This window comes from Corynebacterium ulceribovis DSM 45146, assembly GCF_000372445.1.
Classification (GTDB): domain Bacteria; phylum Actinomycetota; class Actinomycetes; order Mycobacteriales; family Mycobacteriaceae; genus Corynebacterium; species Corynebacterium ulceribovis.
Genome location: NZ_AQUY01000001.1, coordinates 983,436 through 1,008,969 on the forward strand (window position 1 = coordinate 983,436; position 25,534 = coordinate 1,008,969).

The following is a 25,534-nucleotide window of genomic DNA, read 5'->3' on the forward strand; positions in this document are numbered from 1 at the left end:
GTTTGTAACCCCTTGTCCGACCGCTAACATAAACAAGACCTAAAAATAGGATGTTGGAATTCTTTGGGAACTTTTCGCCCACGCCATCCGACTACCTACTTAGGCTTATTAACCGAATTGGGAGGACTGTTGCTAGATACGGTCAAGGCATACATTGCGTTGACAAAGCCGCGAGTGATTGAACTGCTGCTTGTCGCAGCCATTCCGGCGATGCTCCAGGCCGACCGCCAGGACCTCAACGCAATGCTGATCCTGCTGACACTTGTCGGCGGGTGGATGGGCGCAGCATCCGCAAACGTGTACAACATGGTGGCGGACTCAGATATTGACAAGAAGATGCGCCGCACTCGGCGTCGACCGTTGGCCCGCGAAAGTGTCTCCAACCGGGCTGCAATGATCTTTGCAACCGTGCTGATGGTGGCCAGCTTCCTGTGGCTCTGGTTGCTCTGCAACTCGCTGCTCGCCGGCATTTTCATCCTGATCACCATTGCCTTCTACGTCTTCGTGTACACCATGTGGCTCAAGCGCCGCACGGACCAGAACGTGGTGTGGGGTGGCGCTGCTGGCTGCATGCCAGTACTGGTCGGTTGGGCCGTCATCACGGATGCGAACCCGGGCGAGCCGGCACACTGGTGGCAGGCGATTGTGCTGTTCCTGGTCATTTTCTTCTGGACTCCACCACACACTTGGGCGCTGGGTCTGCGGTACAAGGAAGACTACAAAGCCGCTGGTGTGCCAATGATGCCAGTGGTGAAGAAGGCCCCAGAGGTCACCATTCGCATTATTTGGTACACCTTGGCCACCGTTGTCACCACCTTCTTGCTCATTCCTGCTGCCGGCTGGCTCTACGCCCTGATTTCGGTGCTCACTGGCGCTTGGTTCCTCTGGCGCGCCATTGAGCTGCACCTTAACGTGACAAAGGGCGCCCCAATTAAGCCAATGAAGCTGTTCATGCTGTCCAACAACTACTTGGCCCTGTGGTGCGTGGGCTTGTCGGTCGACGCGTTTATCGGCCTGGAACAGCTCGGTAACTTCATCGGTTTCCCAGCTTCCCTGTTCTAGACGGTGTTCTAGACGGCGCGTTTAAGACTTCCGGTTCCGGTAACCGTCATAACGCCCAATAAAATACCCCTCGAGCAGTCAGCTTCGCGCTGGCTACCTCGAGGGGTTCGTTGTTTTTGGGCCGCTAGTTGGTGTGTCCTGCGAGCTCGGCGTCAGCGGCAACCGAGCCGGTTTGGGTAGCGGTACCGCCTTGGCGCTGCACACCGTAGGCGAAGAGGATGCCAGCCAGCGCGGTAATCACGCCGGCGGCGGCGATGTGCACTGGTACCAAGGCGCGTGGGGTGCCGTTGAAGTACTGGATGTAGCCAATTGCGGCCTGTACACCAATCGACACTGCCAACGCCCACGCCACCGTCTTTGCGCGCTTATCCAGTTCCACGCGCAGCAGGAAGGCAATAATCGCCGCAACGGAAATCAGGAACAGCCACATAGAGATGCCGTGCAGTCGGGCTATCGCATCAATATCGACTTGGAGACGCTGGTCAGCGGTCACCGTGTCGTCACCGGCGTGTGGACCGGCGGAAGTCACCAACGTTCCGGTGACCAAAACGAAGGCCAGCAGGGCAGTGGACGCCGCGATGAGCAAATTGAGCTGCTGCGGGAACACTTTCACATCGTGGCCGTCATCAGGTTCTGCCACGCGCACATACAAAATCGCGGCCAGGAACGTCAGCAGGGAAGACGGCAGGAAGTGTGCCATCACCAGTGTCCAGTGCAGACCCACCAGCACGGTGATACCACCGAGAACAGCCTGCACAATCACGCCAATAATCATGATCCACGACAGCACCTTAATTTCGGTGCGACGCTGCGCTCGGTACACGGCCAGCACAATGACAATTGCGGCGGCGGCCAGCACAAAGGTCAGCAGGCGGTTACCAAATTCGACGACCTGCTGCAGAATCGGGTTGGCACCTGCCACCGGTACAAACGAACCTTCGTGGCATTGCGGCCAAGTTTCACAGCCCAGCCCAGATCCGGTCACGCGCACGGTGGCGCCGGTGACGGTAATCGCAGCCTGGGAAATCAGCACCAGCAACGCATACAGACGCTGCCGCGCAATCGTTGGGAGCGGGAAGAAGCGAAAAGCCCCGGTGTAGGCAGGGTTTCCGTCAATTTTAGGTGTTGCAGTCACACTCGTAACCCTAGTCACCGCCGGTTTTATAAGCTATTTCCACGCGGCTGCCGCTGCCCAAAAAACCGAGCTTTTTGACGGTTATCCGCCGCCCTAAAGCTCCCCGATGAGTTCAAGATCATTTGGATCGCCGCCGATGAGCAGCACATCATCCGGTTTTGCTACCGCGCCGTCGGTCATCGGCTGCCATCCGTGTTGTGGGGAATAACACGCCACTACATGCACATGGTGCTGCTTCCACAGCGCTTGGTTATCGAGCGGCTTACCAACCATAAATGCTGGCGGAGCTAACTTCACCATGGCGTAGGTTTTGGCGAAGGCCGCATAATCCTGGATGCGTCCGCCCAGCAGGTGCGCCACCCGTTTACCGGTATCGAACTCTGGTCGCACCACTTGAGTAACACCGATTTTCCGCAGGATACGGGCGTGCGAATCCGAATCAGCTTTCGCCCACACTTCCCGCACATTCAGGTCCACCACATTGGCTGCGGTCAGGATGCTGGTCTCGAGGTTTGTACCAATCCCCACCACCACGCGGTCAAACTCCGCGATGCCCAGCTGGCGCAGTGCCTGCGGATCTGTGGTGTCGGCGACCACTGCCTGCGTCAGTGTTTCCGCCATGTCTTGGACCTGGCGGGGATTGGAGTCAACCCCCAAAACTTCGACACCGTGGTCAATGAGCTCATGGGCAAGGGAGGTGCCAAAACGCCCCAGACCGAGCACTGCTACCGGTGGAATATTGATCTTCCGAGGGGAGCGGAACATATTCTGGAAACGACTAGCCAATGAACGGCCTTTCCTTCGGGTATTGGAAGCGGGCAGCGACCTTACGAGTGCCGAGTGCTGTGACCAATGTTATCGGCCCAACGCGGCCGAAGTACATGATGAAACAAAGAATCAGCTTGGACGGTGTACTTAATTCGGCGGTGATGCCCGTGGATAATCCCGAAGTCGCAAAGGCAGAAATCACCTCGAAGACGATGAAGTCGCCGTTGATTGCTGGTTCTAAAATCCGCAGCGCCCCGATGCCAATAATGACGACGGTGATCCCGGCAAACGCCACCGCCAGTGCCTGCCGAACCACAGACGGGTCAATGCTGCGTTGATTAATAGTGCATACTTCGCGGCTGCGGAATTCAGCCACAATCGCCGCGACTAATACCGCGAACGTCGTAATCTTCAGGCCACCAGCAGTACCAGCTGAACCGCCACCAATGAACATGAGGATGTCAGTGCCCATCAACGTCGTGGGGTGAAAGTCTGCGTAATCCACGGAGTTAAAACCGGCGGTGCGCGGTGTCACACCTTGGAAAAACGCACCAAAGACTTTCTCTTTGGTACTCAGTTCAGCCAGCGCCCAATTCCACTCCAATACTGCGACCATGGCAATGCCGGCGGTCAGCAAAATGGCGGTACCGATCAGAGTGACTTTTGCGGTCACCGACAGTCGTTCCGTTTTGCGGTCTTCCACCACTTCGCCGCGGCGCAGCCAATTGCGGGCCCGACCGAGTAGTTCCGACAACACTGGGAAGCCTAAGCCGCCAATAACCAGTGATGCGGAAATCGGCAAGATGATCCACGCGTCGCCGACGTACGGAATCAGATTGTCACTGCGCAACCCGAAACCGGCATTATTGAACGCAGAAATGGAATGGAATATGCCCTCATAGATGGCGCGGCCGACGGACATGTCGTATCCGAGTGCGAACCTGAACGTCAAAAAGCATGCAACCGCAACCTCCATCACAGCGGTGAGGACCAATGTGGCGATGATGGTGCGGCGAACGTCGGCGGGGCTCAGGGTGCGGCCTTCTGCGGAAGCGTTGAGGCGGGAGCGCAACCCAATGCGGCCGGTGAGCAACATGCCGGCGAGAGATGTCAGGCTCATAATGCCGAAGCCGCCGAGTTGGATCAGGCTGAGGACCACGATTTGGCCGAAGGCTGACCAGTGTGTCGCGGTGTCCACCACGATGAGGCCGGTCAGACAGGTAGCGGAGGTTGCGGTGAACAGGGCAGAGACGACATCAGTGGCGTCGCCAGAGCTTGCCGAAATCGGCAACATGAGCAGGGCAGTGCCCAGGACAATCAGGGTCAGGAAGGCCAACGCCACAATGCGCGTCGGACCTAAGTTGACCTCCGACTTAGATAATTCACGCCTCACATGCTACTCAGTCGCGCTTGGATTGGAAGTCGAATAGCTTCACTGCAAAAAATGCCGCAATCGCCGACCACACCAGCAACACCAGCACGCTATGCCAGGCAAAACTGCCGGCAAACGCGTCAATCAGACCCGAGGCAATCGCCACCGACGGTATCCACGCCAGCACAGCTTCCACCGCCGGATTGAGGTCGGCAGTCATTACTGCGATAAAGGCTGCACCGAGCAAAACAAACCACACAATATTGGCGACAGCCAGAATGACATGTGCCGACAGCGTGCCGCCCAGCAGCATGCCGAGCGAGGTGAAACACACCGCACCAAGCAGCAAAATAATGCCGGCAAACAGCAGCTCAGCTGGGGTTGCGCGCCAACCAAGGGATAGGGCAACAGCAGTGAAAATCGCGGTCTGCACAATAACCGTGGCAATGACTGCACCAATTTTGCCGCCGATGATTGCCCACTTCGGAATGCCGGACGCGCCCATGCGCTTGAGTGCACCATAGCGACGATCAAACCCGACGCTGATGGACTGAGCGGTGAAGCCAGCGGACATCACACCAATGGCGAGGATGAGCGGGAAGACTTGGTCAACTCCGCCTTCTGGTTTGGCGAACAGCGTCAGTCCAACAAGCATGAGCAGCGGGATGATGAGGTTCAACAGGGCCTGTTCCCCGTGGCGCATCACCAGCTTCGTTTCCATCTTGGACTGCGTCCATAGGATTTTGCCGAGGCTTGCGCGTTTCGGCGCTGGGGTGAAGGTCCCTGGCGGGAACTGGGTGGCAGCTACTTGTTCATTGCTCATTTGCGCATCTCCCGTCCGGTGAGCTCAAGGAAAACGTCCTCCAAATGCCTCGTCGCCACATCAATGCTGGTAGCGAGGATATCCTGCTCCGCTAGGACCGAAGCAACCTGCGCAACCACCGCCGGGGTGGCCGCCGCATCAATCTTGAATCGCAGCGCGCCGGTCTGGTGCACCGGGGTGGAGGTAACCCCAGCCGCCTGCAACGCGCCGCTGAGCGCGTCGAAGTCCGGTGCGACGGTGGTGGTCACCGAAATGCCTTGCGCGTGAGTGGCGCGGGTCAGTTCAGCCATCGTGCCTTCGGCTACCAGCTGGCCATGGTCGATGATGATGACCCGGTCAGCGAGCGCTTCCGCTTCATCAAGCAGGTGGGTGGTTAAAACAATGGTGACCCCGTCACGGCGCATGGACTTGACTAAATCCCACACTGCCATCCGGGACTGCGTGTCTAGCCCCGCGGTCGGTTCGTCAAGAAACACCAGCTCCGGCCGGTTCACTAGGGCGCAAGCCAGCGACAGGCGCTGCTGTTGGCCACCGGACAGCTGCCGGAAGGAGGTCTTTTGGTGCTGGGCTAGTCCCACGGTTTCCAGTAGCCACAACGGGTCAAGCGGATTGTCGGCATAACTGGCAACAAGGTTCATCATTTCGCCGACTTTGATACCGGGGTAGGCGCCCCCACCCTGCAACATAATGCCGATGCGGGACCGGAGCTGATCGGGGTGGGTAGCTGGATTCATGCCAAGCACTTCCACGCTGCCGGCATCCGGCTTCTGGAAGCCCTCGCACATTTCAATGGTGGTGGTTTTACCAGCACCGTTGGGTCCAAGCAGAGCAATGATCTGGCCTTGTTCACAGGTGAAGGACAGGTCGTTAACCGCCTTTGTGGCACCAAAGTGTTTGGATACGTTGTCAAGGCGCAGCGCCGGGATAGCTTGGGAAGTCACAATCGAAGAGTCTAGCCCGTCGCACATGGGGGGCAGATTCGGCCGGTGACTAGCGGCTTATTTCGGGTGAAGAGGTAGAGCAGCCCCAGCAGCAAAACGATGAAAATGAGCGCCGCGGAAACGTAAATAATGATGATGGCGCTGGGCGGCAGCGCCAGACCGCGGGGCAGCACTGTAAAAGAGAAGAAGGTCGAGTAGGCGATAACCGACAGGCGGAAGCCCCGACGGTCTGCCCAAGCGGCCAGTGGAACGATGGCCCAGAGCAGGTACCACGGGTGCACGACGGGAAAGAGCAGCACGAGTACCAGCACCGATGAGCCGTAGCCGCCGAGGGGATGAATGCGTCCCTGCAGCACTGCGAACAGCATTCGGAGCATCCACGCCATGGCGACGAGCACACCGAGTCCACGCGAAAGCGTCAGGATTGCCTCGGTGTGGTCACCAAGTCCGAGTAGGTTGCCGAGAAATCCGGATACAACTCCCACGTCGGTGGTGATGGACATCCAGCTGCGGATAGTGGCGGCGCCGCCCTGCGCTGAAATCCACCCCAGCCCCATGCCGGAGCCAATGGAGACTGCGACGACAGTGATGGCGGCGACTACCGCTTGAAATGCTGCTGCGAGGGCAACGTGCAACCAGCTGCCGCCGAGTCGACGGGCAATGGCCATACCGACGAATCCGAGTGCGATGAACCCGGTGACTTTCACCATTCCCGCCAAGGCGATGAGCACCGTGCCGACGATGCACCATCCCCAGGCCCGCGCCGATAGGGAAAAGACAATGGGCTTTATGACGGTTACAGCCGCAGTCGCGGCATGGCCGCCGGCACTGAGACTATCTGGCGAACCTGGTGTCGGGCGGCCGCATAAGCCGAGAAGGGTGAGCTCGAGTCCGACGAGGATGAGTGCCAGCATGATGGACTCATTATGTATGCCGGCGACGAGGTGAAGCAGTGCCAGCGGGTTCAAAATGCCAAGCCAAATCGCAGCCTGTGGGCGCACCCCGCAGCGCAGGGACAGGCGCACCAACGCCCAGCCAACAATAAAAAGGGCAATAGTACTGACAAACCGGTGCGCGATGACGCCAGCTGCGATGTGGTCGCCGGTGATCTGTGAAATAGCGGCGGCGATGCCGAGAGCAACTGGGCCGTAAGGACTCGGGGAGTGGGACCAGATAAGTGGCACCGACCGAGCGAGTTCATTCGATGTGCCGAGCAGGTCAACTGGCCCAGCGATATAGGGGTCCATTCCTTGGCGAACGATGGATCCTTGCGCCAGGTAGGAGTAGATGTCCTGGGTAAATAGTGGGGCCGTGAGCAACAGCGGGATGACCCAAGCGGCGTAGGTGCGCACCAGCATTCCGGTGGCCACGACACCGTAGCGGGCGCGTTTGGGGCCTACAACGAAAAAGCCCATCATCAGCCAGGCCACCATGAGCAGACCAATGCCGATGAGCACCAGGACGGTGGAGGAGTACAGCATGCGACTGAGCAGGTTGGCCAGCGGGAATGCGTGGAATGGGTTACCGACTACGGGAAGCGCGCCGGCTCCGAGACCGCCGATGGCCATCAGGAGGGTGCCGATAGTGCCAAGCAGGCGCAGTTGGGCGAATCGTTCCAGCTCACGGTAGGTGATGGCGCGCGTGTTTGGTTTGGCGGTGGCATCAGCGCCGCTGTGGAGTTCGGCGGTTCGGGTACCGGCACGACCGAATCGTGGCAACTGTTCGACGATGCTGCGCAGCCATTGTGGCTGCCGGCCTTGCTTTTGGGCTGCGTCGTCGCTTGTAGTCGTTGCCTTCACGCCTGCACATATTACTCACGTGGGTTCGGCAGCGTCGTAATCGAATAGTGGACAAACCAACTGAATTAAGGAACACTGGTGTAGTCCAATTCGTTAGGAGTGGTGCCTGCCACTTTTAACTATGGAGCTGGAATGGAGGTGAAGTCGAAGTGGTATCTACAGAAAAGGTTACCGAGGGCGCTGCGCTCAAGCCGGTCAACCAAGACGGTGATACTCGGCAGAACATTCTGCGGCTTTTGCTGGCCAGCGGCCCGATTAGCGCCACTGAGATTAGTTCCGAATTGGGGCTAACTGCAGCTGGTGTCCGTCGCCACTTGGACAATTTACAGAAGGATGGCTTGGCAGAAGTCATCGAAAACCGGACGCGGAACCGGGGCCGGGGTCGTCCGGCTAAAGATTTCCGCCTAACCGATGCGGGTCGTGCGGAATTCGGCCATGAATACGATTCGCTTGCTGCCGCAGCGTTGCATGCTTTGCGACGAGCCGGTGGCGATGCTGCCGTGGCGGCATTTGCCAAGCAGCGCATCGTAGACATTCTGAAAGACGTGCAACCAGCCGAAGATGATTCGGAATCGCTTGCCCGAACCGCGAAAGAAGTTGCTGACGCACTATCCCAACATGGATATGCCGCATCAGTGACGGACTCTGGTCGCGGTGTCCAAATCTGTCAACACCATTGCCCAATCAGCCATGTGGCTGAGGATTTCCCGGAACTGTGTGCAGCGGAACATGAAGTTGTGTCGAACCTGATGGGTCAGCACATCCAATCGCTCGCCACAATTGCCGATGGCAATGGCATTTGCACTACCTACATTCCAATTACCCCAGTTACTCATGAGCCCGAAGGAAGGAGCGGATCGTGACTCTCGCACAGGACAAGCACAACATACCGGCGAAACCACAGACCGATGAGGAGATTATTGACTCTATCGGTGCATACCAGTACGGCTGGCATGACTCTGACGCCGCTGGTGCCGCCGCACAACGTGGTCTGAATGAAGCCGTCGTTCGCGATATTTCCGCGAAGAAGAACGAGTCCGAGTGGATGCTGAACCAGCGGCTCAAGGCTCTGCAGATTTTCGACAAGAAGCCAATGCCAAAATGGGGCGCGGACTTGTCGGATATCGACTTCGACAACATCAAGTACTTCGTCCGCTCCACCGAGAAGCAGGCCACCACTTGGGAAGACCTGCCGGAAGACATTAAGGAAACCTACGACAAGCTGGGTATTCCGGAGGCGGAAAAGCAGCGTCTGGTTGCCGGTGTGGCAGCTCAGTACGAGTCTGAGGTTGTTTACCACCAGATTCGCGAAGACCTGGAACAGCAGGGCGTTATCTTCCTTGATACCGACACTGCACTGCGTGAGCACGAGGACCTCTTCCACGAGTACTTTGGCACCGTCATCCCAGCCGGTGACAATAAGTTCTCCGCTTTGAACACCGCTGTGTGGTCCGGTGGCTCCTTCATCTACGTGCCAAAGGGTGTCCACGTCGACATTCCACTGCAGGCATACTTCCGCATTAACACCGAGAACATGGGTCAGTTCGAGCGCACCCTCATCATCGTTGACGAAGGTGCCTACGTGCACTACGTCGAGGGCTGTACCGCACCGATCTACAAGTCCGACTCGCTGCACTCGGCAGTTGTGGAGATCATCGTGAAGAAGGGTGGCCGCTGCCGCTACACCACCATTCAGAACTGGTCCAACAACGTCTACAACTTGGTCACCAAGCGTGCCAAGGCTGAAGAGGGCGCCATCATGGAATGGGTCGACGGCAACATCGGCTCCAAGGTCACAATGAAGTACCCAGCGGTGTGGATGACCGGCGAGCACGCTCGCGGTGAAGTGCTGTCTGTCGCTTTCGCTGGCGAAGGCCAGTTCCAGGACACCGGCGCGAAGATGGTGCACATGGCACCAAACACTTCCTCCTCGGTGGTGTCGAAGTCGGTGGCCCGTGGTGGCGGCCGCTCCGCATACCGTGGTCTGGTTCAGGTCAACAAGGATGCGGTCAACTCCGTGTCCAACGTTGAATGTGACGCGCTGCTGGTGGACAACATTTCCCGTTCGGACACGTACCCGTACGTGGATATCCGCAACGACAAGGTCACCATGGGACACGAAGCAACCGTGTCCAAGGTCTCTGACGACCAGCTGTTCTACCTGATGAGCCGCGGTATCGAAGAGGAAGACGCCATGGCAATGATTGTTCGCGGCTTCGTGGAACCAATTGCAAAGGAGCTCCCGATGGAATACGCCCTCGAGCTCAACCGCCTCATTGAACTGCAGATGGAAGGGTCGGTCGGCTAACCAAAATGACAACCGTCGAAAACACCGCACGCGTGCACAACACCAAGGGCGACATTTTCGCTTCCTACGATGTAGCCGACTTCGCCGTCCCACGCGGCAAAGATGAAGTCTGGCGTTTCGTTTCCCTGCGACGTCTCCGTGGCCTCCACGACGGCTCGGCCCCAGCGCCAGTCGCCGCTACCACGGACGTTGTTATCCCAGACGGTGGAGACGCCACCGCTGAAACCGTTGGCCGCGACGACAGCCGCATCGGGCTGGCAGGCAAGCCAGTCGACCGCATTGCTGCCCAAGCATGGTCCTCTTTCACCAGCGCAACGGTGGTAACCGTCAATAAGCACGCTGTTATTGAACAGCCAATTGACATCACTATCACTGGCCCTGGTGAAGACAATGTGGCATACGGCCACACCATCATCGATGTTCAAGATGGGGCAGAGGCCACCATCACCTTGACCTACCAGGGCTCCGGCACCTACGCCGACAACCTGGAAATCAAGGTCGGCGACAACGCCCGCCTGAACATCATCATTGACACCGACTGGGCACGTGACGCTGTACACCTGGCCGGCCACCACGCACGCCTCGGCCGCGATGCCACCTTGCGTCACGCGCTGGCCTGCTTCGCTGGTGACCTGGTTCGTGTGGTGCCACGAGTGCGCTACGACGGTCCAGGCGGCGACGCTGAGCTGACCGGTGTGTACTTCGCCGACGCTGGCCAGTACTTCGAACAGCGCCTGTTGGTTGACCACGCGCAGCCAAACTGCCGCTCCAACGTCATGTACAAGGGCGCACTGCAGGGCGACCCAGAATCTGGCCTGCCAGAAGCACGCACCGCATGGGTCGGCGATGTCCTGATCCGCGCAGAAGCGCAAGGCACCGACACCTACGAGCTGAACCGTAACCTGATTATCGGTGACGGCGCCCGCGCAGACTCCGTGCCAAACCTGGAAATCGAAACCGGTGAAATCGCAGGCGCCGGTCACGCATCGACCACCGGTCACTTCGACGACGAGCACCTGTTCTACCTGATGAGCCGCGGTATCCCAGAAAAGGCTGCCCGCAGCCTGATCATCCACGGCTTCTTCAATGAAGTCATCAACCGCATCCCAGTCGAATCTGTCCGCGAACGCCTCCAGGCACGCGTAGCCGAAGAACTCACCATCGCCGGATTGGCGTAACGCGCACTGGCGTACATACGGACACAGCGAAACGAAAGAGACCACTGCACATGAGCACCCTTGAAATCAAAGACCTGCACGCACAGGTCCTGCCAACTAACGAAGACGAAGCGCCAACCGAAATTCTGAAGGGCGTTAACCTGACCATTAAGTCCGGTGAAACCCACGCCATCATGGGACCGAATGGTTCCGGCAAGTCGACTCTGTCATACACCATCGCCGGCCACCCACGTTACGAAATCACCTCCGGTGACATCCTCCTCGACGGCGAATCCGTCCTCGAGATGAGCGTTGATGAACGTGCCCGCGCCGGCCTGTTCCTGGCTATGCAGTACCCAGTGGAGATTCCGGGCGTATCCATGTCCAACTTCCTGCGTACCTCTGCCTCCGCAGTCCGCGGCGAAGCACCAAAGCTGCGTACCTGGGTCAAGGAAGTCCGCGAAGCGATGGACGACCTGAAGATTGACTCGAAGTTCTCCGAGCGTTCGGTCAACGAAGGTTTCTCCGGTGGTGAGAAGAAGCGCCACGAAATCCTGCAGCTAGACCTGCTGCAGCCAAAGTTCGCGGTGCTGGATGAAACTGACTCCGGCCTGGACGTCGACGCGCTGCGCATCGTGTCGGAAGGCATCAACCGCTACCAGGAAGAATCCAACGGCGGCATCCTGATGGTTACCCACTACAAGCGCATCCTGAACTACGTCAAGCCTGACTTCGTCCACGTTTTTGCCGACGGCAAGATTGTCACCTCCGGTGGCCCAGAGCTCGCCGACAAGCTGGAAACTGAAGGCTACGAACCATTCCTTGGGGCGAACGCTTAATGACTGACGAAGCAACTGGCGCAGGAACGGGCTTCCTGCTGGACCCAAAGCTGCGGGAGGATTTCCCAATCCTGTCGCGGCGGGTGCGCAACGACAGCCCGCTGACTTACCTGGACTCCGGAGCCACATCGCAACGGCCAAAACAGGTGGTAGAAGCTGAAACTGACTTCATCTACCAGTCGAATGCGCCGGTGCACCGTGGTGCCTACTCCCTGACGGAGGACGCCACCGCGGCGTATGAAAACGCTCGTGCAGATATCGCCGAGTTCGTCGGCGCTGAGTACGACGAGCTGGTGTTCACGAAGAATGCCACCGAGGCGCTGAACACTGTCGCTTTTGCGTTGGGCGACCCACGCTCCGGCGATTTGGCCGTTGGTGAAGGCGACGAGGTTGTCATCTCTGAGCTGGAACACCACGCCAACTTGGTGCCATGGCAGGAACTGTGTGCCCGCACGGGTGCCACCCTGCGTTGGTACAGCCTGACTGATGACGGCCGCATTGACCTGGACTCGCTGGAGCTCAGTGAGAACACCAAGGTTGTCGCCGTGACTCATCAGTCGAATGTCACCGGCGCTGTAACTGATGTGCCGGTAGTGGTGCGTCGTGCCCGCGCTGTTGGTGCGTTGGTGGTGCTGGATGCCTGCCAGTCCGTGCCACATATGCCGGTGGACTTTAAGGCGTTGGACGTGGACTTCGCCGCGTTTTCCGGACACAAGATGTGCGGTCCGACCGGCGTTGGTGTGTTGTACGGCAAAATGAGCGTATTGACGAAATTGCCTCCGTTCTTAACCGGTGGCTCCATGATTGCGACCGTGACCATGGAGAAGACGACTTTCGCTGAGGTGCCGCAACGCTTTGAAGCAGGCACCATGATGAACACGCAGGTCGTGGGACTCGGGGCGGCAGTTCGGTACCTACGCGACATTGGCATGGACAAGATTGCAGCGCATGAGCGCACGTTGACTGCGTTGGCGCTGGAGAAGCTGCAGGAGATCGAAGGTCTGCGGATTATCGGCCCAACGAACACGGTGATGCGCGGCGGCGCAGTGTCCTTCGACGTGGACGGTGTCCACCCGCACGACTTGAGCCAGGTGCTTGATGACGATGGCGTAGCTATTCGCGTGGGGCACCACTGCGCGTGGCCGCTGCACCGGGCGATGAAGGCGCAGTCGACTGCTCGAGCATCGTTCTATCTGTACAACACGCCGGAAGAGATTGATGCGCTGGTGGCGGGTATCCGTCGGGCGCAGGAATTTTTCGGACTGTAGAAACTATGAAGAAAGGTTGGTGAAGCGGCGGTGAGACTCGAAGCGATGTACCAGGAAGTGATCCTGGATCACTACCGCAATCCCCAGCACAGCGGACTGCGGGAGGACTTTGACGCGGAAGTGCACCATGTCAATCCGACTTGCGGCGACGAGCTGACGCTGCGGATCCACTTGTCGGAAGACGGCAAGACCGTTGACGATATTTCATATGACGCACACGGTTGCTCTATTTCGCAAGCTTCGACGTCGGTGATGGCGGAGGAGATTGTTGGGCAGCCGCTGGACGTTGCGATGCAGAAGCTGGCCGAGTTTGAGAAGATGATTACTTCTCGCGGCAAAGAAACTGGTGATGAGGACATCATCGGCGATGGCGTCGCCTTTTCGGGCGTGTCGCAGTACCCAGCACGCGTCAAGTGTGCGCTGCTGGGATGGAAGGCGTTTCAAGCTGCGAGCTCGGAAGCGTTGACGAAGAAGGAGAATGGTTCCGATGACTGAGCCAAACGAAACCACTGACAAGAGCACTACCGAAGCCACCACTGGGCCTGTTGACGAGATTTTGGAGGGCGCGAAGGACAACGCTGATGAGCCGCGTGAACGTCCTGAGCAGTCTCCAGAAGATGAGCAGAAGGCCATCCAGGTTGAAGACCGGCTTTTCGACGTTATCGACCCAGAGCTGGGTATTAACGTCGTGGACTTGGGTCTGATTTACGACATCTGGATTGAAAACGCGAATCACGTGGTCATTAACATGACCTTGACGTCGCCAGCGTGTCCGCTGACCGACATGCTGGAAGACCAGATTCAGTCGGTCATTGCTGACTTGGACTGGTACCAGGACCACGAGCTGAACTGGGTCTGGATCCCGCCTTGGGGCCCACACATGATTAGCGAAGAAGGCCGCGAGCAGCTGCGCGCTATCGGCTTCAACGTGTAGGCATCACACACTGATCTGCACGCAAAAGCGGGAGGAATCGTCATGATTCCTCCCGCTTTTCTATGCACTGTTATGGATGGCACGCGCTGCAGCAGCGCGTGGATCTTAGTCGACGACCCGGGATAGGTCAGCGTGTGCTGGGTCAACTCCCTTAGTCTTCTTCACCATCTTGTGGCCGAACCACAGGGCCAAGAACACTGGGATGCCCAGGTAAGGGGACAAAATCGCAAACATGTTTTCTTGGTTCACGATTGGGCCGTAAGCCTGACCGATGACAACACCGAAGCAGAGCACCAGCGCAATGACTGCACCAAGTGGGAAGAATTTCGCCCGGTATGGCAGCTCATCCAAGCTCTTATTCTGAGCTTTCAGCGCGGCACGGAACTTATAGTGCGACCAGGAGATACCCATCCAGGTAATGAAGCCCGCCAATGCAGACAGCGTCAGCAGGAAGGTGTAGGCAGCGCCATCACCAACCAGGGAGGTGATGAAGCCCGCCATACCGACAGCAGTGGTGGCGTAGAGCGCGTTCATTGGCACATGGTGCTTGGATAGCTTGCCCAAGAACTTCGGTGCGTCACCGTTGTTGGCTAGCGAGTACAGCATACGAGTCGACGCGAATAGACCAGAGTTACCGGCCGACAACACAGAGGTCAAAATGACGGCGTTCATCAGTCCAGCAGCAAGGGCAATGCCTGCGCGGTCGAAGACCAAGGTAAATGGCGAGACTGCAATGTTCTCTTCAGAAGCGCGCAGCAGGTTCGGGTCGGTGTATGGAATGAGGAAGCCGATGATGGCGATTGCGCCGATGTAGAAGAGCATGATGCGCCAGAAAATGGTGCGGATCGCGCGCGGCAGGGTCTTCTCTGGGTTCTCTGCTTCACCTGCGGCAATACCCACCAGCTCGGTACCTTGGAAGGAGTACCCCGCCACAATGAACACCGCGAGGATACCCATACCGCCGCCAACGAATGGAGCGTCGCCGGTAGTCCAGTTCTCGCCGGAGGTCATTTCGCCGCCCATGATGCCGAAGATCATGGCGACACCGAGGATGAGGAACACTACGACGGTAATTACCTTGATGGCGGCGAACCAGAATTCACCTTCACCGAAGGCACGCACCGACAGTGCGTTGATGGTGAACAAGATCGCTAGGAACCCTGCGGACCAAACAATGGAATCTACTTCTGGGAACCAATACTTCATCACCAAGGCGGCGGCAACCAGCTCGGCGGCGACGGTAATTGCCCAGTTGAACCAGTAGTTCCAGCCCATCGCGAAACCGAAGGACGGGGAGACGAAGCGAGTACCGTACTCCTGAAAGGACCCCGCCACTGGTAGGTAGGCGGACATTTCGCCAAGTGACTGCATAACTAGCCACACCATGATGCCGATGAGGGCGTAGGCGGTCAGTGCGCCACCTGGTCCTGCTTCAGCGATGGTTTCACCGGAGGCGACGAAGAGGCCGGTACCAATGGCACCGCCAATAGCGATCATGTTGAGGTGGCGCGCCTTGAGGTTACGGCGCAGTTTTCTGGTGCCCTCCGCACCTGTGGCAGTCGTAGTTGCCATTGAATTGAACTCCTTGGTGAGGTCAAAAAGTAAAAGTTGCGCTATTAAATGACCGTCACGGGTTGGATGTGTCCGCTTCGGTTGCACTTAAAAGCTCAACAGTATTGTCGGCGTGGCAAGGGATGAAAATCTGGGTTTACCAGGCGTTTCTCAATGTCCTGAGGCGCATGTGACGCACCGCCATCACTCAATAACTGTTGGTGAACCCCACTATCTTAACCCGATAACATGCGTTTTCCTAGAATCCACACGCCGCGCGTACACATTTCCACGCCAGTTCTGGATGTTTCATCAACAACCGCAGCCACAGCCGGAACATCAGTTTCGCCGTCATAGTTGGGTCGGTAGTAATCATATAATTGCGGACAACATCTGGCCCTAACGCAAAGAAGCACTCAAAGAATTGGCGCGTTTGAACAGGGGAGAGGGACAACAGCAGCGCCAACCCAATCCGATGCAATCGTTCCGTCAGCACTCGGGACAGTGGGCGCAGTCCTTTGCGACGTGTCTGGCCTCGTGCGCCATTGACCGCAACTCCGCCCAGCCGACCGATGAACTCATCGAGCATTCGGTCCACATCTTCAGCAAGCGCACCAAAGGAGTATCCGGTCGCTGGGTGCATCCAACCATGCTGGGAACTGAACACCGCCGCCGAATTGACTACGTGTTCCGGTCCAAGCGGAAAGTCGACAACTTCTCGCGGCCAGGGTTGCTGCGCACCGTCAACGTCGAGCTTCTGCAGGCGTGCGGCTAACTGTGCTTCTAAGTACGGCAAAACTTCAGCCCAAGGCTTTTCCGTCGCTAACACTGTCTCTTGAATAAGCCATTGCCCATTGCCCACCGGAATGCGGTAGCTAAACGTTGCAGCCACTTCATCGTCGGAAGCAGCAGCATCGGCGAATTCGGGTGCTGTCCAGTCCATCATCACTGGGTAGCGATGCTTCCTCGGCAGCGCATCTTCTGGAATGATGACACCAATCGCGAACTGGCGCGCCGTCATCGGCTTCGTTCGGGGCATGCAACACAGCACTGGCGTGTCCACTGTTTCCCCATCAGGCGCATCAGGCCATCGCTCCTGCCGTACTTCGTAGCCTCCGAGCAACTGCGACAGCTGCGGTGAGATCACCAGGTAATCGTCATCAAGCACCAACCGCCCGGAATCAAACTCAACGCTAACTGTGCAGCGCTGAGCGATGGCGGCGTCGGGAAACCACGTTGGCAGCTGCCTCTGAAAGCAGCAGAGCGTGCCTTTGAGGTTGGGCCCCTCCGGATCCCAGCCAACGATATGCAGGTCGCTCATTGAGGGGCGAGATGCAGCACGGTGGGCTGCGAGGATTCCTGCCGGACCTAAGCCAACGATGTGCAACTGTCTGCGCATTCTGCACCACCTTCCGGTTGGAGTTCGGCTTGAAGTTCGGATATCGGCGCGGCTGTTTCCATTCGAACAACCCGCTGCATTCCTGTTTACTTCATGTCTTGCGACACTGGTAGCATCGCTTTCCGTGATTGTTACCCAAGACCTTGAAGTCCGCGTCGGCGCCCGCACCCTGCTTTCCGCTCCCGGGGAGCATCTGCGCGTGCAGCCCGGCGACCGAATTGGTCTAGTTGGGCGCAATGGTGCCGGTAAAACCACCACCATGCGTATTTTGTCCGGGGAGACCGAACCATACGGCGGCAAAGTGGTCCGCAGCGGTGAAATTGGTTACCTGCCACAGGACTCCAAAGAAGGCGACATCCATCAAACTGCGCGTGACCGCGTGCTGTCAGCTCGTGGCCTGGACCAGATTCGCTCGTCCATGGAACGGCAACAGGAACTGATGGAGTCCGGCACTCCGGCCCAAATGGAGTCGGCGGTGAAGAAATATGCGCGACTGGAGGAGCGATACCACAGCCTCGGCGGGTATGAAGCAGACTCGGAGGCTGCGCGGATTTGCGACAGTCTGGGGTTGCCGGAGCGGATCCTTGATCAGACCCTGGACACGCTTTCCGGTGGTCAGCGCCGCCGTGTCGAACTGGCACAAATTCTCTTTGCTGCCACCGCCGGATCCGGCAAGTCGGCCACCACCTTGCTGTTGGACGAGCCAACCAACCATCTGGATGCCGATTCGATTTCATGGCTGCGCACCTTCCTGTCTAAGCACGAAGGCGGCCTCATCATGATTAGCCACGACGTGGAGCTGCTCGAAGCGGTCTGTAATAAAGTCTGGTTCCTTGACGCGGTGCGCGCTGAAGCTGACGTCTACAACATGACGTGGAAGAAGTACCTCGATGCCCGCGCTACCGACGAGGCCCGCCGCCGCTCCGAACGTGCCAACGCCGAGAAGAAGGCAAGCGCACTGAAACAGCAGGCCGCCAAGTTCGGCGCCAAGGCAAACAAGGCGAAAGCCGCCAAACAGATGCTCGCGCGCGCCGACCGATTGATGGACAACCTCGATGAGGTGCGTATTGACGATAAGGTTGCCCACATCTCCTTCCCAGAGCCCGCGCCATGCGGAAAGACGCCACTTTTCGCCAAGGGACTGACGAAGATGTACGGCTCACTCGAAGTGTTCGCGGGTGTGGACCTAGCAATTGACAAGGGATCGCGGGTGGTGGTGCTCGGGTTCAACGGTGCAGGTAAGACAACGCTGCTCAAACTCTTGGCTGGGGTAGAGCGCACCGATGGTGAAGGCGGCATTGTCACCGGACACGGCCTGCGCATCGGCTACTTTGCCCAGGAACATGACACCATCGACCCAGATGCAACGGTCTGGGAAAACACGATCAGTGCCTGCCAAGACGCAGACCAGCAGGATCTGCGGAGTCTGCTCGGCGCGTTCATGTTCTCTGGAGACAAGCTGGAGCAACCAGCCGGCACGCTATCCGGTGGTGAAAAAACCAGGTTGGCGCTTGCTACGCTGGTCTCATCACGAGCAAATGTGCTGCTGCTGGATGAGCCGACGAACAACCTCGACCCGATCTCGCGGGAACAGGTGCTCGGTGCGCTGCGCACCTACACTGGTGCTGTGGTTCTCGTGACGCACGACCCTGGAGCCGTGCAGGCACTGGAACCAGAACGCGTCATCATTCTGCCTGACGGCACAGAAGACCACTGGTCTGACGACTACATGGAGATTGTGGAGCTGGCATGAGTTTTCGGGGTCGCACGGAGCGGCACAAGGCTCGGAGAAAATTCGCTGTTATCGGTGTCTTGATCGCAGTGGTCGGCCTGATTGGCGGCTTCTTCGCGCTACGCCCTGACTCTGCCCCCATCGCTGATGTCAACGTTGCACCAAGCAACGACAACTGTGTCCGCACCGTCGCGATTTTTGCCCGCGGCAGCAACGAAGGCGCTGTTCGCGCCGCTGATGTCATTAACTCCGATGACCTCTACGGCCGCTGGAAAGAAGTGCAAACCGAGCTGCGCGCTGAGCTGGACAAAAACCCTAAAGTCGGCTCGAAAGTGAAAATCGAAGCGCTGGAGTACACCGCGACCGACGCCATTGGCCTGCTGGATGAAGCATTTGCGCAGCGCGAAAAGCAGCATCCGCTCTACGAAGCTCTATCCGGGATCCAAAACTCCGCGAATAAAGGCACGTTAGAGCTCATTCGTTCCGTCAAAAAGCACCGAAAAGAAGCCGCAGACCAACAATGCCCATCACCGCGGTTTCTGCTCAGTGGCTACTCGCAAGGCGCGATGGCCGTGACGCCAGTGGCGATGTCGCTGCATCGAACGGGGCTGCTCGCCGGAACGATGATGGTGGGGTATCCGTACCAGGACGGCGGTCTGCAGACTCTGGGTACCGGTGACCGTGGGCGTGGCTTGTACACCGCTGCGGGCATGCACCCAGGTACGCCGACGGAGCTGTTGGGCGCCAACACACTGTCCCTGTGCCGCAAAAACGACATGTTCTGCGATTTCTCCGGAACCGCATTGGTGGATTCCGTGCTGGGTGGTGGGCCAAACCCGCACACGGAATACTTCAAAGACACCGACGAAGGTAGGAAAGAGCGCGCCGAAACGGTGCAGCAGCTGGTGTCCTGGATTATCGACAGCGCCGAAAATCCGGTACCGGAGGAGCCGACCTGGCCGACGATGGTGATGCCGGAATCGGTGAATCAGGGCGGAACAATCACCATCGAATGTGACCTGCTCGGTACCGCTGGGCCAGTGCAGGTCACCTCAGATAGCGGCGACATTATCGCACCGACCTGCAACAATGGGCAGACTGATGCAGTATTTCGAGACCGTGGATTCTATTCAGTGACCGTGACACCGGATAGTGGCGCGCTGCGCAGTGTCGGCACGATCATGGTGACCGATTCGCGGAGTATGTCGTTGCGGATTCAGCGGCACTTACAACAGGTGGAAGGCACCCCAGCGCCGGTGCCTGGGAACTAGGGCAGACTACGCCACCGGAGCCGGACTAGGCCACCGGCGTGCGGTAAATCTCCACGAAGTTCTGCAGCACCCGCTGCGCCTGATCGGAATTGCGCTCCCGCGCCACTGCCACCAGCTCTAGTTCATCGCCCGGCTCGTGGTAGGTGCCGCCATAGGCGACAACTCGGCGGTGGAAACCGTCCAAATCCAGCTCTGGGTGGAACTGTGTGGCGTAGGCGCATGTGCCATAGCGGTACATCTGCACCCGGCAGTTTTCGCCGGTAACCAGCAGCGTTGCCTCTTTCGGCAGCACTTCGCAGGCCTCCAAATGCCCAACATGGCCGCCGAAGCGCTCTGGCAGACCGTTCAAGATCGGGTCCTGCGCACCGTCGGGGGTTTTCGTCAGGTAAATCCCGCCCGCTGGCTCCCCATACTTCCGGGAGGTCACACCGCGGCCCACGTACCCGAGTAGCCCCACCCCGTAGCAGGCCCCCAGGAAAGGGAAGTCTGCTTCTAGGCAGCGTCCGACCAGCTCCAGCAGCCACCCTTCAATCTGCAGCTGAGTTTGCGACTTGTCAGGGTCGGAGAAGTTGTATGGACTGCCGCCGACGATAATGCCGGAGTATTTGTGAATATCCGGCTGTTCTGGCAGTTCCAGGTCGAGTCGCAGATGGTGGAGTGCCACTGCGGGCAGCTGACTTGCCCGCAGGAAAGATAGGTATTCCTCATACGCAATGTCGCCCTCGGGGCGGGTGGTCAGCAGGAGGAACGGCTTATGTTCGGTAATTGGAGCACTCCCTTGCACGCGTGCGGTAATCACCTGAATTTACCGCATGCGCTGCATAGGAGCTAAATCCGCGCGAGCAGCTCTTGTGCGTTAGCAATCTTGATGTCCTCATAGCCGCGGACATCATCGGCCATCCGGGCAAATGCCACCACATCATCGAAGCTGTCCGCATCCATGCGACGAACCTGGTTCAGCAGTTCGGAGCGGTAGCCGGTGGCCAAGGTGCGCTCCAGGCGACGGACTTTCCCCATCCCGAAGATGTCGAACTTGGTGCCGCGCAGTCGTTTCATTTTCGCTAGTGCCTGCAGCACCGGCCGAGCCTTTGGACCAAGGCCAATCTTGCGGTCCATTCCCAGGGCGCGCAACATCGGTGGGTGCAGTTGGAATTTCACCTCAGCACCGGCGCCGAAGTCACTGCGGACAGAATCGTCGAACTCGCTGGCCAGCGCTAGTCGGGCAACCTCATATTCGTCCTTGTAGGCCGTGAGTTTGTACAGCCCGAAGGACGCAGCCTCCAACAGTTCGGTCGACCGCGGACGCAGCAGCTGCTCCGCCGACGCAATCACCGCGACATCGCCCAGGTAGCGCGCCGCATCTTCCATGTCGCCCCATTCGGCAAGCTCGGAAATGCGCAGCGCAATCGACCGTTGCTGTGGCTCCGGCACGCCGACCAGTTCCGCAGTGCCGGTCACCATGTCCAGCGCCCAAGTCGGGGCAGTAGGTTGGTCACCGTTTTCGGACTTATTGACGAGTACGGTCAGCGCATGTTCATCCGCAACTAGCAGTCGACCAGCGCGCAGCGCAGCGATGTTTCGATCCACTGCCACACCGTTTGCGGTCAGGGCTAGCTCGAGGGATTCAGGGGAGATTGGTAGCGCGCCAGCTTGGGCAGCAGCCCCCAGCAGCACCATCGTTTGGTACGTCGCATCGCCGAAGAGACTCCGGGAAATGTCGGCAGCATCCATGGTGACGGCGCGGCGGGCGCTGCGACCAATAGCTCCGGCAAGTGCCACACCATTCGGCCGGCTTGCCTTGACGTCTGTGCACATCACGCCGGTTGGACTGTCGGCAGAAGAAATCACCGCGGTCGTGCGGTCAGCTGCAATGACAGCAAGGTTCTTCGGGTCGGCGGTGGTGAGCCCATCGCAGGCCAGCAGGAGATCGGCTTGCCCTGGTGAGACGGTATTCGGTTCGTCAATAAGCTCCGTGGAAATGCGGACATCCGACACCACGGCGCCGCCCTTTTGGGCCAGACCAGTCATATCGAGTCCGCGAACGAAGCGCCCATCCAGACGTGCGGCGGTGGCAATGACAGCCGAGAGCGTGACCACGCCTGTGCCGCCGACACCGGTGACGCGGACGTTCCAGCTGGTGTCGTCGGTGAGGTCGGCAGGTTCCGGTGCTGGGATGTCGAGGTCGGCGAGCTCGGCGATGGCGCGTTCACTGAGCTGACGCTTCAGTGCCTTGGCGCCTTCAACATCCGGAGTGACCAGAGTGAACGCTGGGCAGTCGCCCTTCAGGCAGGAGTAGTCCAGGTTGCAGGACGTCTGGTCAATACGCGTCTTGCGGCCGAATTCGGTATCGACGGGCTGGACGGACAGGCAACCAGACTTCTCACCGCAGTCGCCGCAACCTTCACAGATTCGTTCGTTGATGACGACTTTGGCTTCTGGCGTTGGTGCCTTGCCGCGTTTGCGGGCGCGGCGCAGTTCGGTGGCGCAGGCCTGGTCGTGCACCAAGATGGTGACACCGGGTACCTTCGCTAGTTCTTCTTGAACGGCGCCGAGTTCGCTACGGTCACGGACCTCAACGCCGCGCAGGCTACTGCTGCCGCGAAGTGTGTTGGCGCCTCGGGTGAGTTCGCGTTTGGTGCGGCGCACGTCGTCAGTGGTGACGACAATGCGGGCGACGTTTTCAGCCTGCAGAATTCGAATGAGACCAGCAAGTGGCTGGCCACCGACTGGGTCTTGGCCACCGGTCATCGCGACGGTGCCGTTGTGCAGCAGTTTGACGGTGATGTTGGCATCTGCCGCGACGAGTGCGCGGATAGCGAGGGAACCGGAGTGCAGGAAGGTACCGTCACCCAGGTTTTGAATCAAGTGTCCTTCCTTGACAAACTGGTTCATTCCGATCCAATGGCCACCTTCGCCGCCCATCTGCGCGACGCCGGTAACCGAACCGACACGGTCGGTATCCATCATCAGAACCATGGCGTGGCAGCCGATACCGCCGCTGACCAAGCTGTCTGACGAAGCACGGGTGGAAGCATTGTGCGGACAACCGGAGCAAAAATGTGGGGTGCGCGCTGAAACGTTGAGGGTCAACGGACGTGGCCCGCGCGCAACCTTCGCCGGAAGTTCATGCGCGATGTCATTGCTAGTGAGGAACTTCGCGATGCCTTCCTGCGGTTTGGCAGCAAGGGTGACTTCTGGGCGGTGCGCAGCTTGATAGAAGGCGTCGTAGAGGGCAGCGCGCACGCTGTCGTAGATGAAGGTACCTTTTTCTTCCACCACAAGGATGGCATCGAGACCTTCGGCAAACTCGGCAACCAGTTCGGCATCAAGCGGCCAAATCATCCCCAGGCGCAGCACTCGTACTTGTTCGTCACCTTCGGCGCCGACGTTGGCGGTACGCAGAGCTTGTTCGACATGCAGCGCCGGCGCGCCGGAGACAATAATGCCGACTTTGTTGGCTGGGGATTCGTGCAGCACCCGGTTAATTCCGTGGTCGCGACAGTAGTCAAGGGCACGCTGGCGGCGGATACCAACGCGGCTAGCTTCTAGCTTGTGCAGTGTCGGACCGAGTGTTCGGGAATCTGGTTGATGTGCCTGGTCTGACGACAGTGGCGCGGGAGCCACCGGCGAACCGTCGAGGTACACCGTGGAGTTGCCGTCGGCGACTTCAGCGGTGACTCGAAGCGCTGTCCACAGCCCGCAGTGGCGGGACATCCATGCTGCATGGATGCCCATTTTCAGGGTTTCGGCAGAGTCCGCTGGCACTAGAGTCGGCATGCCGAGGTCTGCAAGCAGGCCTTCTGATGAGCAGGGGACGGAGGAGGACTTTGCGGTCGGGTCGTCCCCGACGATCGCTACTGCGCCGCCGGTGCCGTGGGTGCCAGCGAGGTTTGCGTGGCGAAAAGCATCGGCTGCACGGTCAAGTCCAGGTGCTTTTCCGTACCAGTAGCCGACGACGCCATCGATGCCGTCGCGCAAGGTTGCGGTGGCAGCTGCCAGTTGGCTGCCCTGTACCGCGGTTGTTGCCAGTTCCTCATTGACTGCCGGTTCGTGGCGGATGTGCAGAGATTCCAAGAGAGCTTTTCGACGAGCAAGTTCGAGGTCGTAGCCAGCCAATGGCGAGCCCTCGTATCCGGATACGTAGCTGGCGGTATTCAGGCCGCGGGCTCGATCGGAGAGGGCACGGTCTCGGATCATGCGAACCAAGGCTTGGATGCCGGTGAGCTGGACTGCACCACGGTCGTCGGTGAGCCGTTCCTCGATGAGGTTGGTGGCAGCGGGCTTTGTAGCGCGGGTGGTTGCGCGATTTTCTTCCCGGCTGCTCGGGTTCAGCATGGTGGTCATGGTGGTCACCTCATTGACTCGTAGTTAGCGAAGTACGCAGTGAAACCTGTGGTGCAGCTTTCACAACACACTTCATGTGCGGTGCATCACACTGTAGAGTATGAGGAAACTCACGAATAGTATGGTCAGCAAAAATAACACCAGCTGTGCAGCGTGATGGCGCAAACGACCGTCAGACTGTACCGATGGACCGCCACCACCAGGCAGCGACGGTGCAGTGGAATTCGAGATGAAAGGACATCCGGTGGACAAACTAGACATTGACCTGTTGACGTTGCTCGTAACCGAACCGAAAGCTGGGGTACGAGAATACTCTCGTCGGTTGGGCGTAGCTCGCGGAACGACGCAGAGCCGACTGGACAAACTCGTCGAGCGGGGAGTGGTCACCAACTTTGCCCCGGAGCTTGACCCTGCCGAGCTCGGGTTCCCGCTCAATGCCAATGTGCATCTGACTTTGCGGCAGACCGATCTTAATCGGGTCACAGCGCGGCTAGCTGAAATCCCCTTCGTCATCCGCGCTGATTCGGTTGCAGGCGCTGATGACATGTCGTGCCGCATCGTCGCTAAGGACCACACCCACTTGGAAGACATTTGCCAGGCCATTCTGGCAATCGAAGGCGTGGCTCGCATGCGAACGGAAATTGTGCTGCGTCACCGCATCCCGAATCGTACCTTGCCGTTGCTGCGGCATGTGCGTGGGGAAGTCTAGGCCGGTTAAGTCGAGCCATACGAAAAAGCGCCCTACCTGGGGAGGTAGAGCGCTCAATCGGTGCTAGGCGAAGGCTAAGCTCAGTGCTCAGCCAGCGACTAGCGCAGCCGACCTAGTGGTCG

Annotated in this window: 21 protein-coding genes; 11 read left to right on the forward strand and 10 right to left on the reverse strand. The window is 58.8% G+C overall.

Annotated elements, in window-relative coordinates:
* Positions 1 to 129: 129 nt before the first annotated feature.
* Positions 130 to 1,062: a heme o synthase gene (locus A3EC_RS0104555; RefSeq protein WP_018023992.1), complete on the forward strand. Its 933-nt coding sequence runs from the start codon at positions 130 to 132 to the stop codon at positions 1,060 to 1,062.
* Between the two features lie 124 nt (positions 1,063 to 1,186).
* Here A3EC_RS0104555 and A3EC_RS11330 read toward each other — a convergent pair whose 3' ends face one another.
* From A3EC_RS11330 to mptB, 6 genes are all read right to left on the reverse strand, one after another.
* Complete coding sequence (locus tag A3EC_RS11330) at positions 1,187 to 2,197, reverse strand: COX15/CtaA family protein (RefSeq protein ID WP_018023993.1); 1,011 nt, start codon at positions 2,195 to 2,197, stop codon at positions 1,187 to 1,189.
* 93 nt (positions 2,198 to 2,290) lie between these two features.
* Complete coding sequence (locus A3EC_RS0104565) at positions 2,291 to 2,962, reverse strand: potassium channel family protein (RefSeq protein ID WP_018023994.1); 672 nt, start codon at positions 2,960 to 2,962, stop codon at positions 2,291 to 2,293.
* A 13-nt stretch (positions 2,963 to 2,975) separates the two neighbouring features.
* Positions 2,976 to 4,358: a TrkH family potassium uptake protein gene (locus tag A3EC_RS0104570; RefSeq protein ID WP_026162212.1), complete on the reverse strand. Its 1,383-nt coding sequence runs from the start codon at positions 4,356 to 4,358 to the stop codon at positions 2,976 to 2,978.
* Positions 4,359 to 4,365: 7 nt separating this feature from the next.
* Positions 4,366 to 5,160: an ABC transporter permease gene (locus A3EC_RS0104575; RefSeq protein ID WP_018023996.1), complete on the reverse strand. Its 795-nt coding sequence runs from the start codon at positions 5,158 to 5,160 to the stop codon at positions 4,366 to 4,368.
* Entirely contained in the window at positions 5,157 to 6,128 is a 972-nt protein-coding gene (locus A3EC_RS0104580; RefSeq protein WP_018023997.1) for an ABC transporter ATP-binding protein, read from the reverse strand. The genes A3EC_RS0104575 and A3EC_RS0104580 overlap by 4 nt, the downstream gene beginning before the upstream one ends.
* Complete coding sequence (gene mptB, locus A3EC_RS0104585; RefSeq protein ID WP_018023998.1) at positions 6,113 to 7,900, reverse strand: polyprenol phosphomannose-dependent alpha 1,6 mannosyltransferase MptB; 1,788 nt, start codon at positions 7,898 to 7,900, stop codon at positions 6,113 to 6,115. The genes A3EC_RS0104580 and mptB overlap by 16 nt, the downstream gene beginning before the upstream one ends.
* A gap of 149 nt (positions 7,901 to 8,049) precedes the next feature.
* Between mptB and A3EC_RS0104590 the strand changes: the two genes are divergently transcribed.
* From A3EC_RS0104590 to A3EC_RS0104620, 7 genes are read left to right on the forward strand one after another with little or no spacing between them, the layout of a single operon-like run.
* Positions 8,050 to 8,763, forward strand: a complete 714-nt coding sequence (locus tag A3EC_RS0104590) for a helix-turn-helix transcriptional regulator (protein WP_018023999.1) — start codon at positions 8,050 to 8,052, stop codon at positions 8,761 to 8,763.
* Positions 8,760 to 10,208, forward strand: a complete 1,449-nt coding sequence (sufB, locus tag A3EC_RS0104595; RefSeq protein ID WP_018024000.1) for a Fe-S cluster assembly protein SufB — start codon at positions 8,760 to 8,762, stop codon at positions 10,206 to 10,208. Before A3EC_RS0104590 ends, sufB begins: the two co-directional genes overlap by 4 nt.
* 5 nt (positions 10,209 to 10,213) lie before the next feature.
* On the forward strand, positions 10,214 to 11,386 hold the full coding sequence (sufD, locus tag A3EC_RS0104600) for a Fe-S cluster assembly protein SufD (RefSeq protein WP_018024001.1): 1,173 nt from the start codon (positions 10,214 to 10,216) through the stop codon (positions 11,384 to 11,386).
* A gap of 50 nt (positions 11,387 to 11,436) precedes the next feature.
* A complete protein-coding gene (sufC, locus tag A3EC_RS0104605) occupies positions 11,437 to 12,204 on the forward strand; it encodes a Fe-S cluster assembly ATPase SufC (RefSeq protein WP_018024002.1) in 768 nt (255 codons plus the stop codon).
* Positions 12,204 to 13,472, forward strand: a complete 1,269-nt coding sequence (locus A3EC_RS0104610; RefSeq protein WP_018024003.1) for a cysteine desulfurase — start codon at positions 12,204 to 12,206, stop codon at positions 13,470 to 13,472. The genes sufC and A3EC_RS0104610 overlap by 1 nt, the downstream gene beginning before the upstream one ends.
* Before the next feature lie 30 nt (positions 13,473 to 13,502).
* The gene (gene sufU / locus A3EC_RS0104615; protein ID WP_026162216.1) at positions 13,503 to 13,967 is read left to right on the forward strand and encodes a Fe-S cluster assembly sulfur transfer protein SufU; all 465 of its coding nucleotides are present in this window, start codon (positions 13,503 to 13,505) and stop codon (positions 13,965 to 13,967) included.
* Positions 13,960 to 14,406, forward strand: coding sequence for a metal-sulfur cluster assembly factor (locus tag A3EC_RS0104620; RefSeq protein ID WP_018024005.1), 447 nt, complete (start codon positions 13,960 to 13,962; stop codon positions 14,404 to 14,406). The genes sufU and A3EC_RS0104620 overlap by 8 nt, the downstream gene beginning before the upstream one ends.
* A 105-nt stretch (positions 14,407 to 14,511) precedes the next feature.
* On the opposite strand, the gene A3EC_RS0104625 is transcribed toward A3EC_RS0104620, so the two are convergent.
* Entirely contained in the window at positions 14,512 to 15,978 is a 1,467-nt protein-coding gene (locus A3EC_RS0104625) for an amino acid permease (protein WP_018024006.1), read from the reverse strand.
* Positions 15,979 to 16,216: 238 nt separating this feature from the next.
* Positions 16,217 to 17,356, reverse strand: coding sequence for a lycopene cyclase family protein (locus A3EC_RS0104630; protein ID WP_083879944.1), 1,140 nt, complete (start codon positions 17,354 to 17,356; stop codon positions 16,217 to 16,219).
* 124 nt (positions 17,357 to 17,480) lie between these two features.
* Here A3EC_RS0104630 and A3EC_RS0104635 point away from each other — a divergent pair, with 124 nt between their 5' ends.
* Complete coding sequence (locus A3EC_RS0104635) at positions 17,481 to 19,109, forward strand: ABC-F family ATP-binding cassette domain-containing protein (protein WP_018024008.1); 1,629 nt, start codon at positions 17,481 to 17,483, stop codon at positions 19,107 to 19,109.
* Complete coding sequence (locus A3EC_RS0104640) at positions 19,106 to 20,359, forward strand: cutinase family protein (protein WP_040427919.1); 1,254 nt, start codon at positions 19,106 to 19,108, stop codon at positions 20,357 to 20,359. The genes A3EC_RS0104635 and A3EC_RS0104640 overlap by 4 nt, the downstream gene beginning before the upstream one ends.
* Positions 20,360 to 20,384: 25 nt before the next feature.
* Here the strand turns inward: A3EC_RS0104640 and A3EC_RS0104645 are convergent, their stop codons facing one another.
* Positions 20,385 to 21,143, reverse strand: a complete 759-nt coding sequence (locus tag A3EC_RS0104645; protein WP_026162217.1) for a glutamine amidotransferase-related protein — start codon at positions 21,141 to 21,143, stop codon at positions 20,385 to 20,387.
* 44 nt (positions 21,144 to 21,187) lie between these two features.
* A complete protein-coding gene (locus tag A3EC_RS0104650; RefSeq protein WP_018024011.1) occupies positions 21,188 to 24,703 on the reverse strand; it encodes an indolepyruvate ferredoxin oxidoreductase family protein in 3,516 nt (1,171 codons plus the stop codon).
* Between the two features lie 229 nt (positions 24,704 to 24,932).
* On the opposite strand from A3EC_RS0104650, the gene A3EC_RS0104655 reads away from it, so the two are divergent.
* Positions 24,933 to 25,412 carry an Lrp/AsnC family transcriptional regulator gene (locus tag A3EC_RS0104655; protein ID WP_040427921.1) on the forward strand — a complete coding sequence of 160 codons (480 nt, stop codon included), beginning with the start codon at positions 24,933 to 24,935 and terminating at the stop codon, positions 25,410 to 25,412.
* Positions 25,413 to 25,534 lie beyond the last annotated feature (122 nt).

What these genes read in the sequence shown, in the direction of transcription:
- A3EC_RS0104565 (WP_018023994.1), bottom strand. Translation starts at nt 2,962, where the DNA reads ATGTTCCGCTCCCCTCGGAAGATCAATATTCCACCGGTAGCAGTGCTC.
- A3EC_RS0104575 (WP_018023996.1), bottom strand. Translation starts at nt 5,160, where the DNA reads ATGAGCAATGAACAAGTAGCTGCCACCCAGTTCCCGCCAGGGACCTTC.
- A3EC_RS0104580 (WP_018023997.1), bottom strand. Translation starts at nt 6,128, where the DNA reads ATGTGCGACGGGCTAGACTCTTCGATTGTGACTTCCCAAGCTATCCCG.
- sufD (WP_018024001.1), top strand. Translation starts at nt 10,214, where the DNA reads ATGACAACCGTCGAAAACACCGCACGCGTGCACAACACCAAGGGCGAC.
- sufC (WP_018024002.1), top strand. Translation starts at nt 11,437, where the DNA reads ATGAGCACCCTTGAAATCAAAGACCTGCACGCACAGGTCCTGCCAACT.
- A3EC_RS0104610 (WP_018024003.1), top strand. Translation starts at nt 12,204, where the DNA reads ATGACTGACGAAGCAACTGGCGCAGGAACGGGCTTCCTGCTGGACCCA.
- A3EC_RS0104620 (WP_018024005.1), top strand. Translation starts at nt 13,960, where the DNA reads ATGACTGAGCCAAACGAAACCACTGACAAGAGCACTACCGAAGCCACC.
- A3EC_RS0104625 (WP_018024006.1), bottom strand. Translation starts at nt 15,978, where the DNA reads ATGGCAACTACGACTGCCACAGGTGCGGAGGGCACCAGAAAACTGCGC.
- A3EC_RS0104630 (WP_083879944.1), bottom strand. Translation starts at nt 17,356, where the DNA reads ATGCGCAGACAGTTGCACATCGTTGGCTTAGGTCCGGCAGGAATCCTC.
- A3EC_RS0104640 (WP_040427919.1), top strand. Translation starts at nt 19,106, where the DNA reads ATGAGTTTTCGGGGTCGCACGGAGCGGCACAAGGCTCGGAGAAAATTC.
- A3EC_RS0104650 (WP_018024011.1), bottom strand. Translation starts at nt 24,703, where the DNA reads ATGACCACCATGCTGAACCCGAGCAGCCGGGAAGAAAATCGCGCAACC.
- A3EC_RS0104655 (WP_040427921.1), top strand. Translation starts at nt 24,933, where the DNA reads ATGAAAGGACATCCGGTGGACAAACTAGACATTGACCTGTTGACGTTG.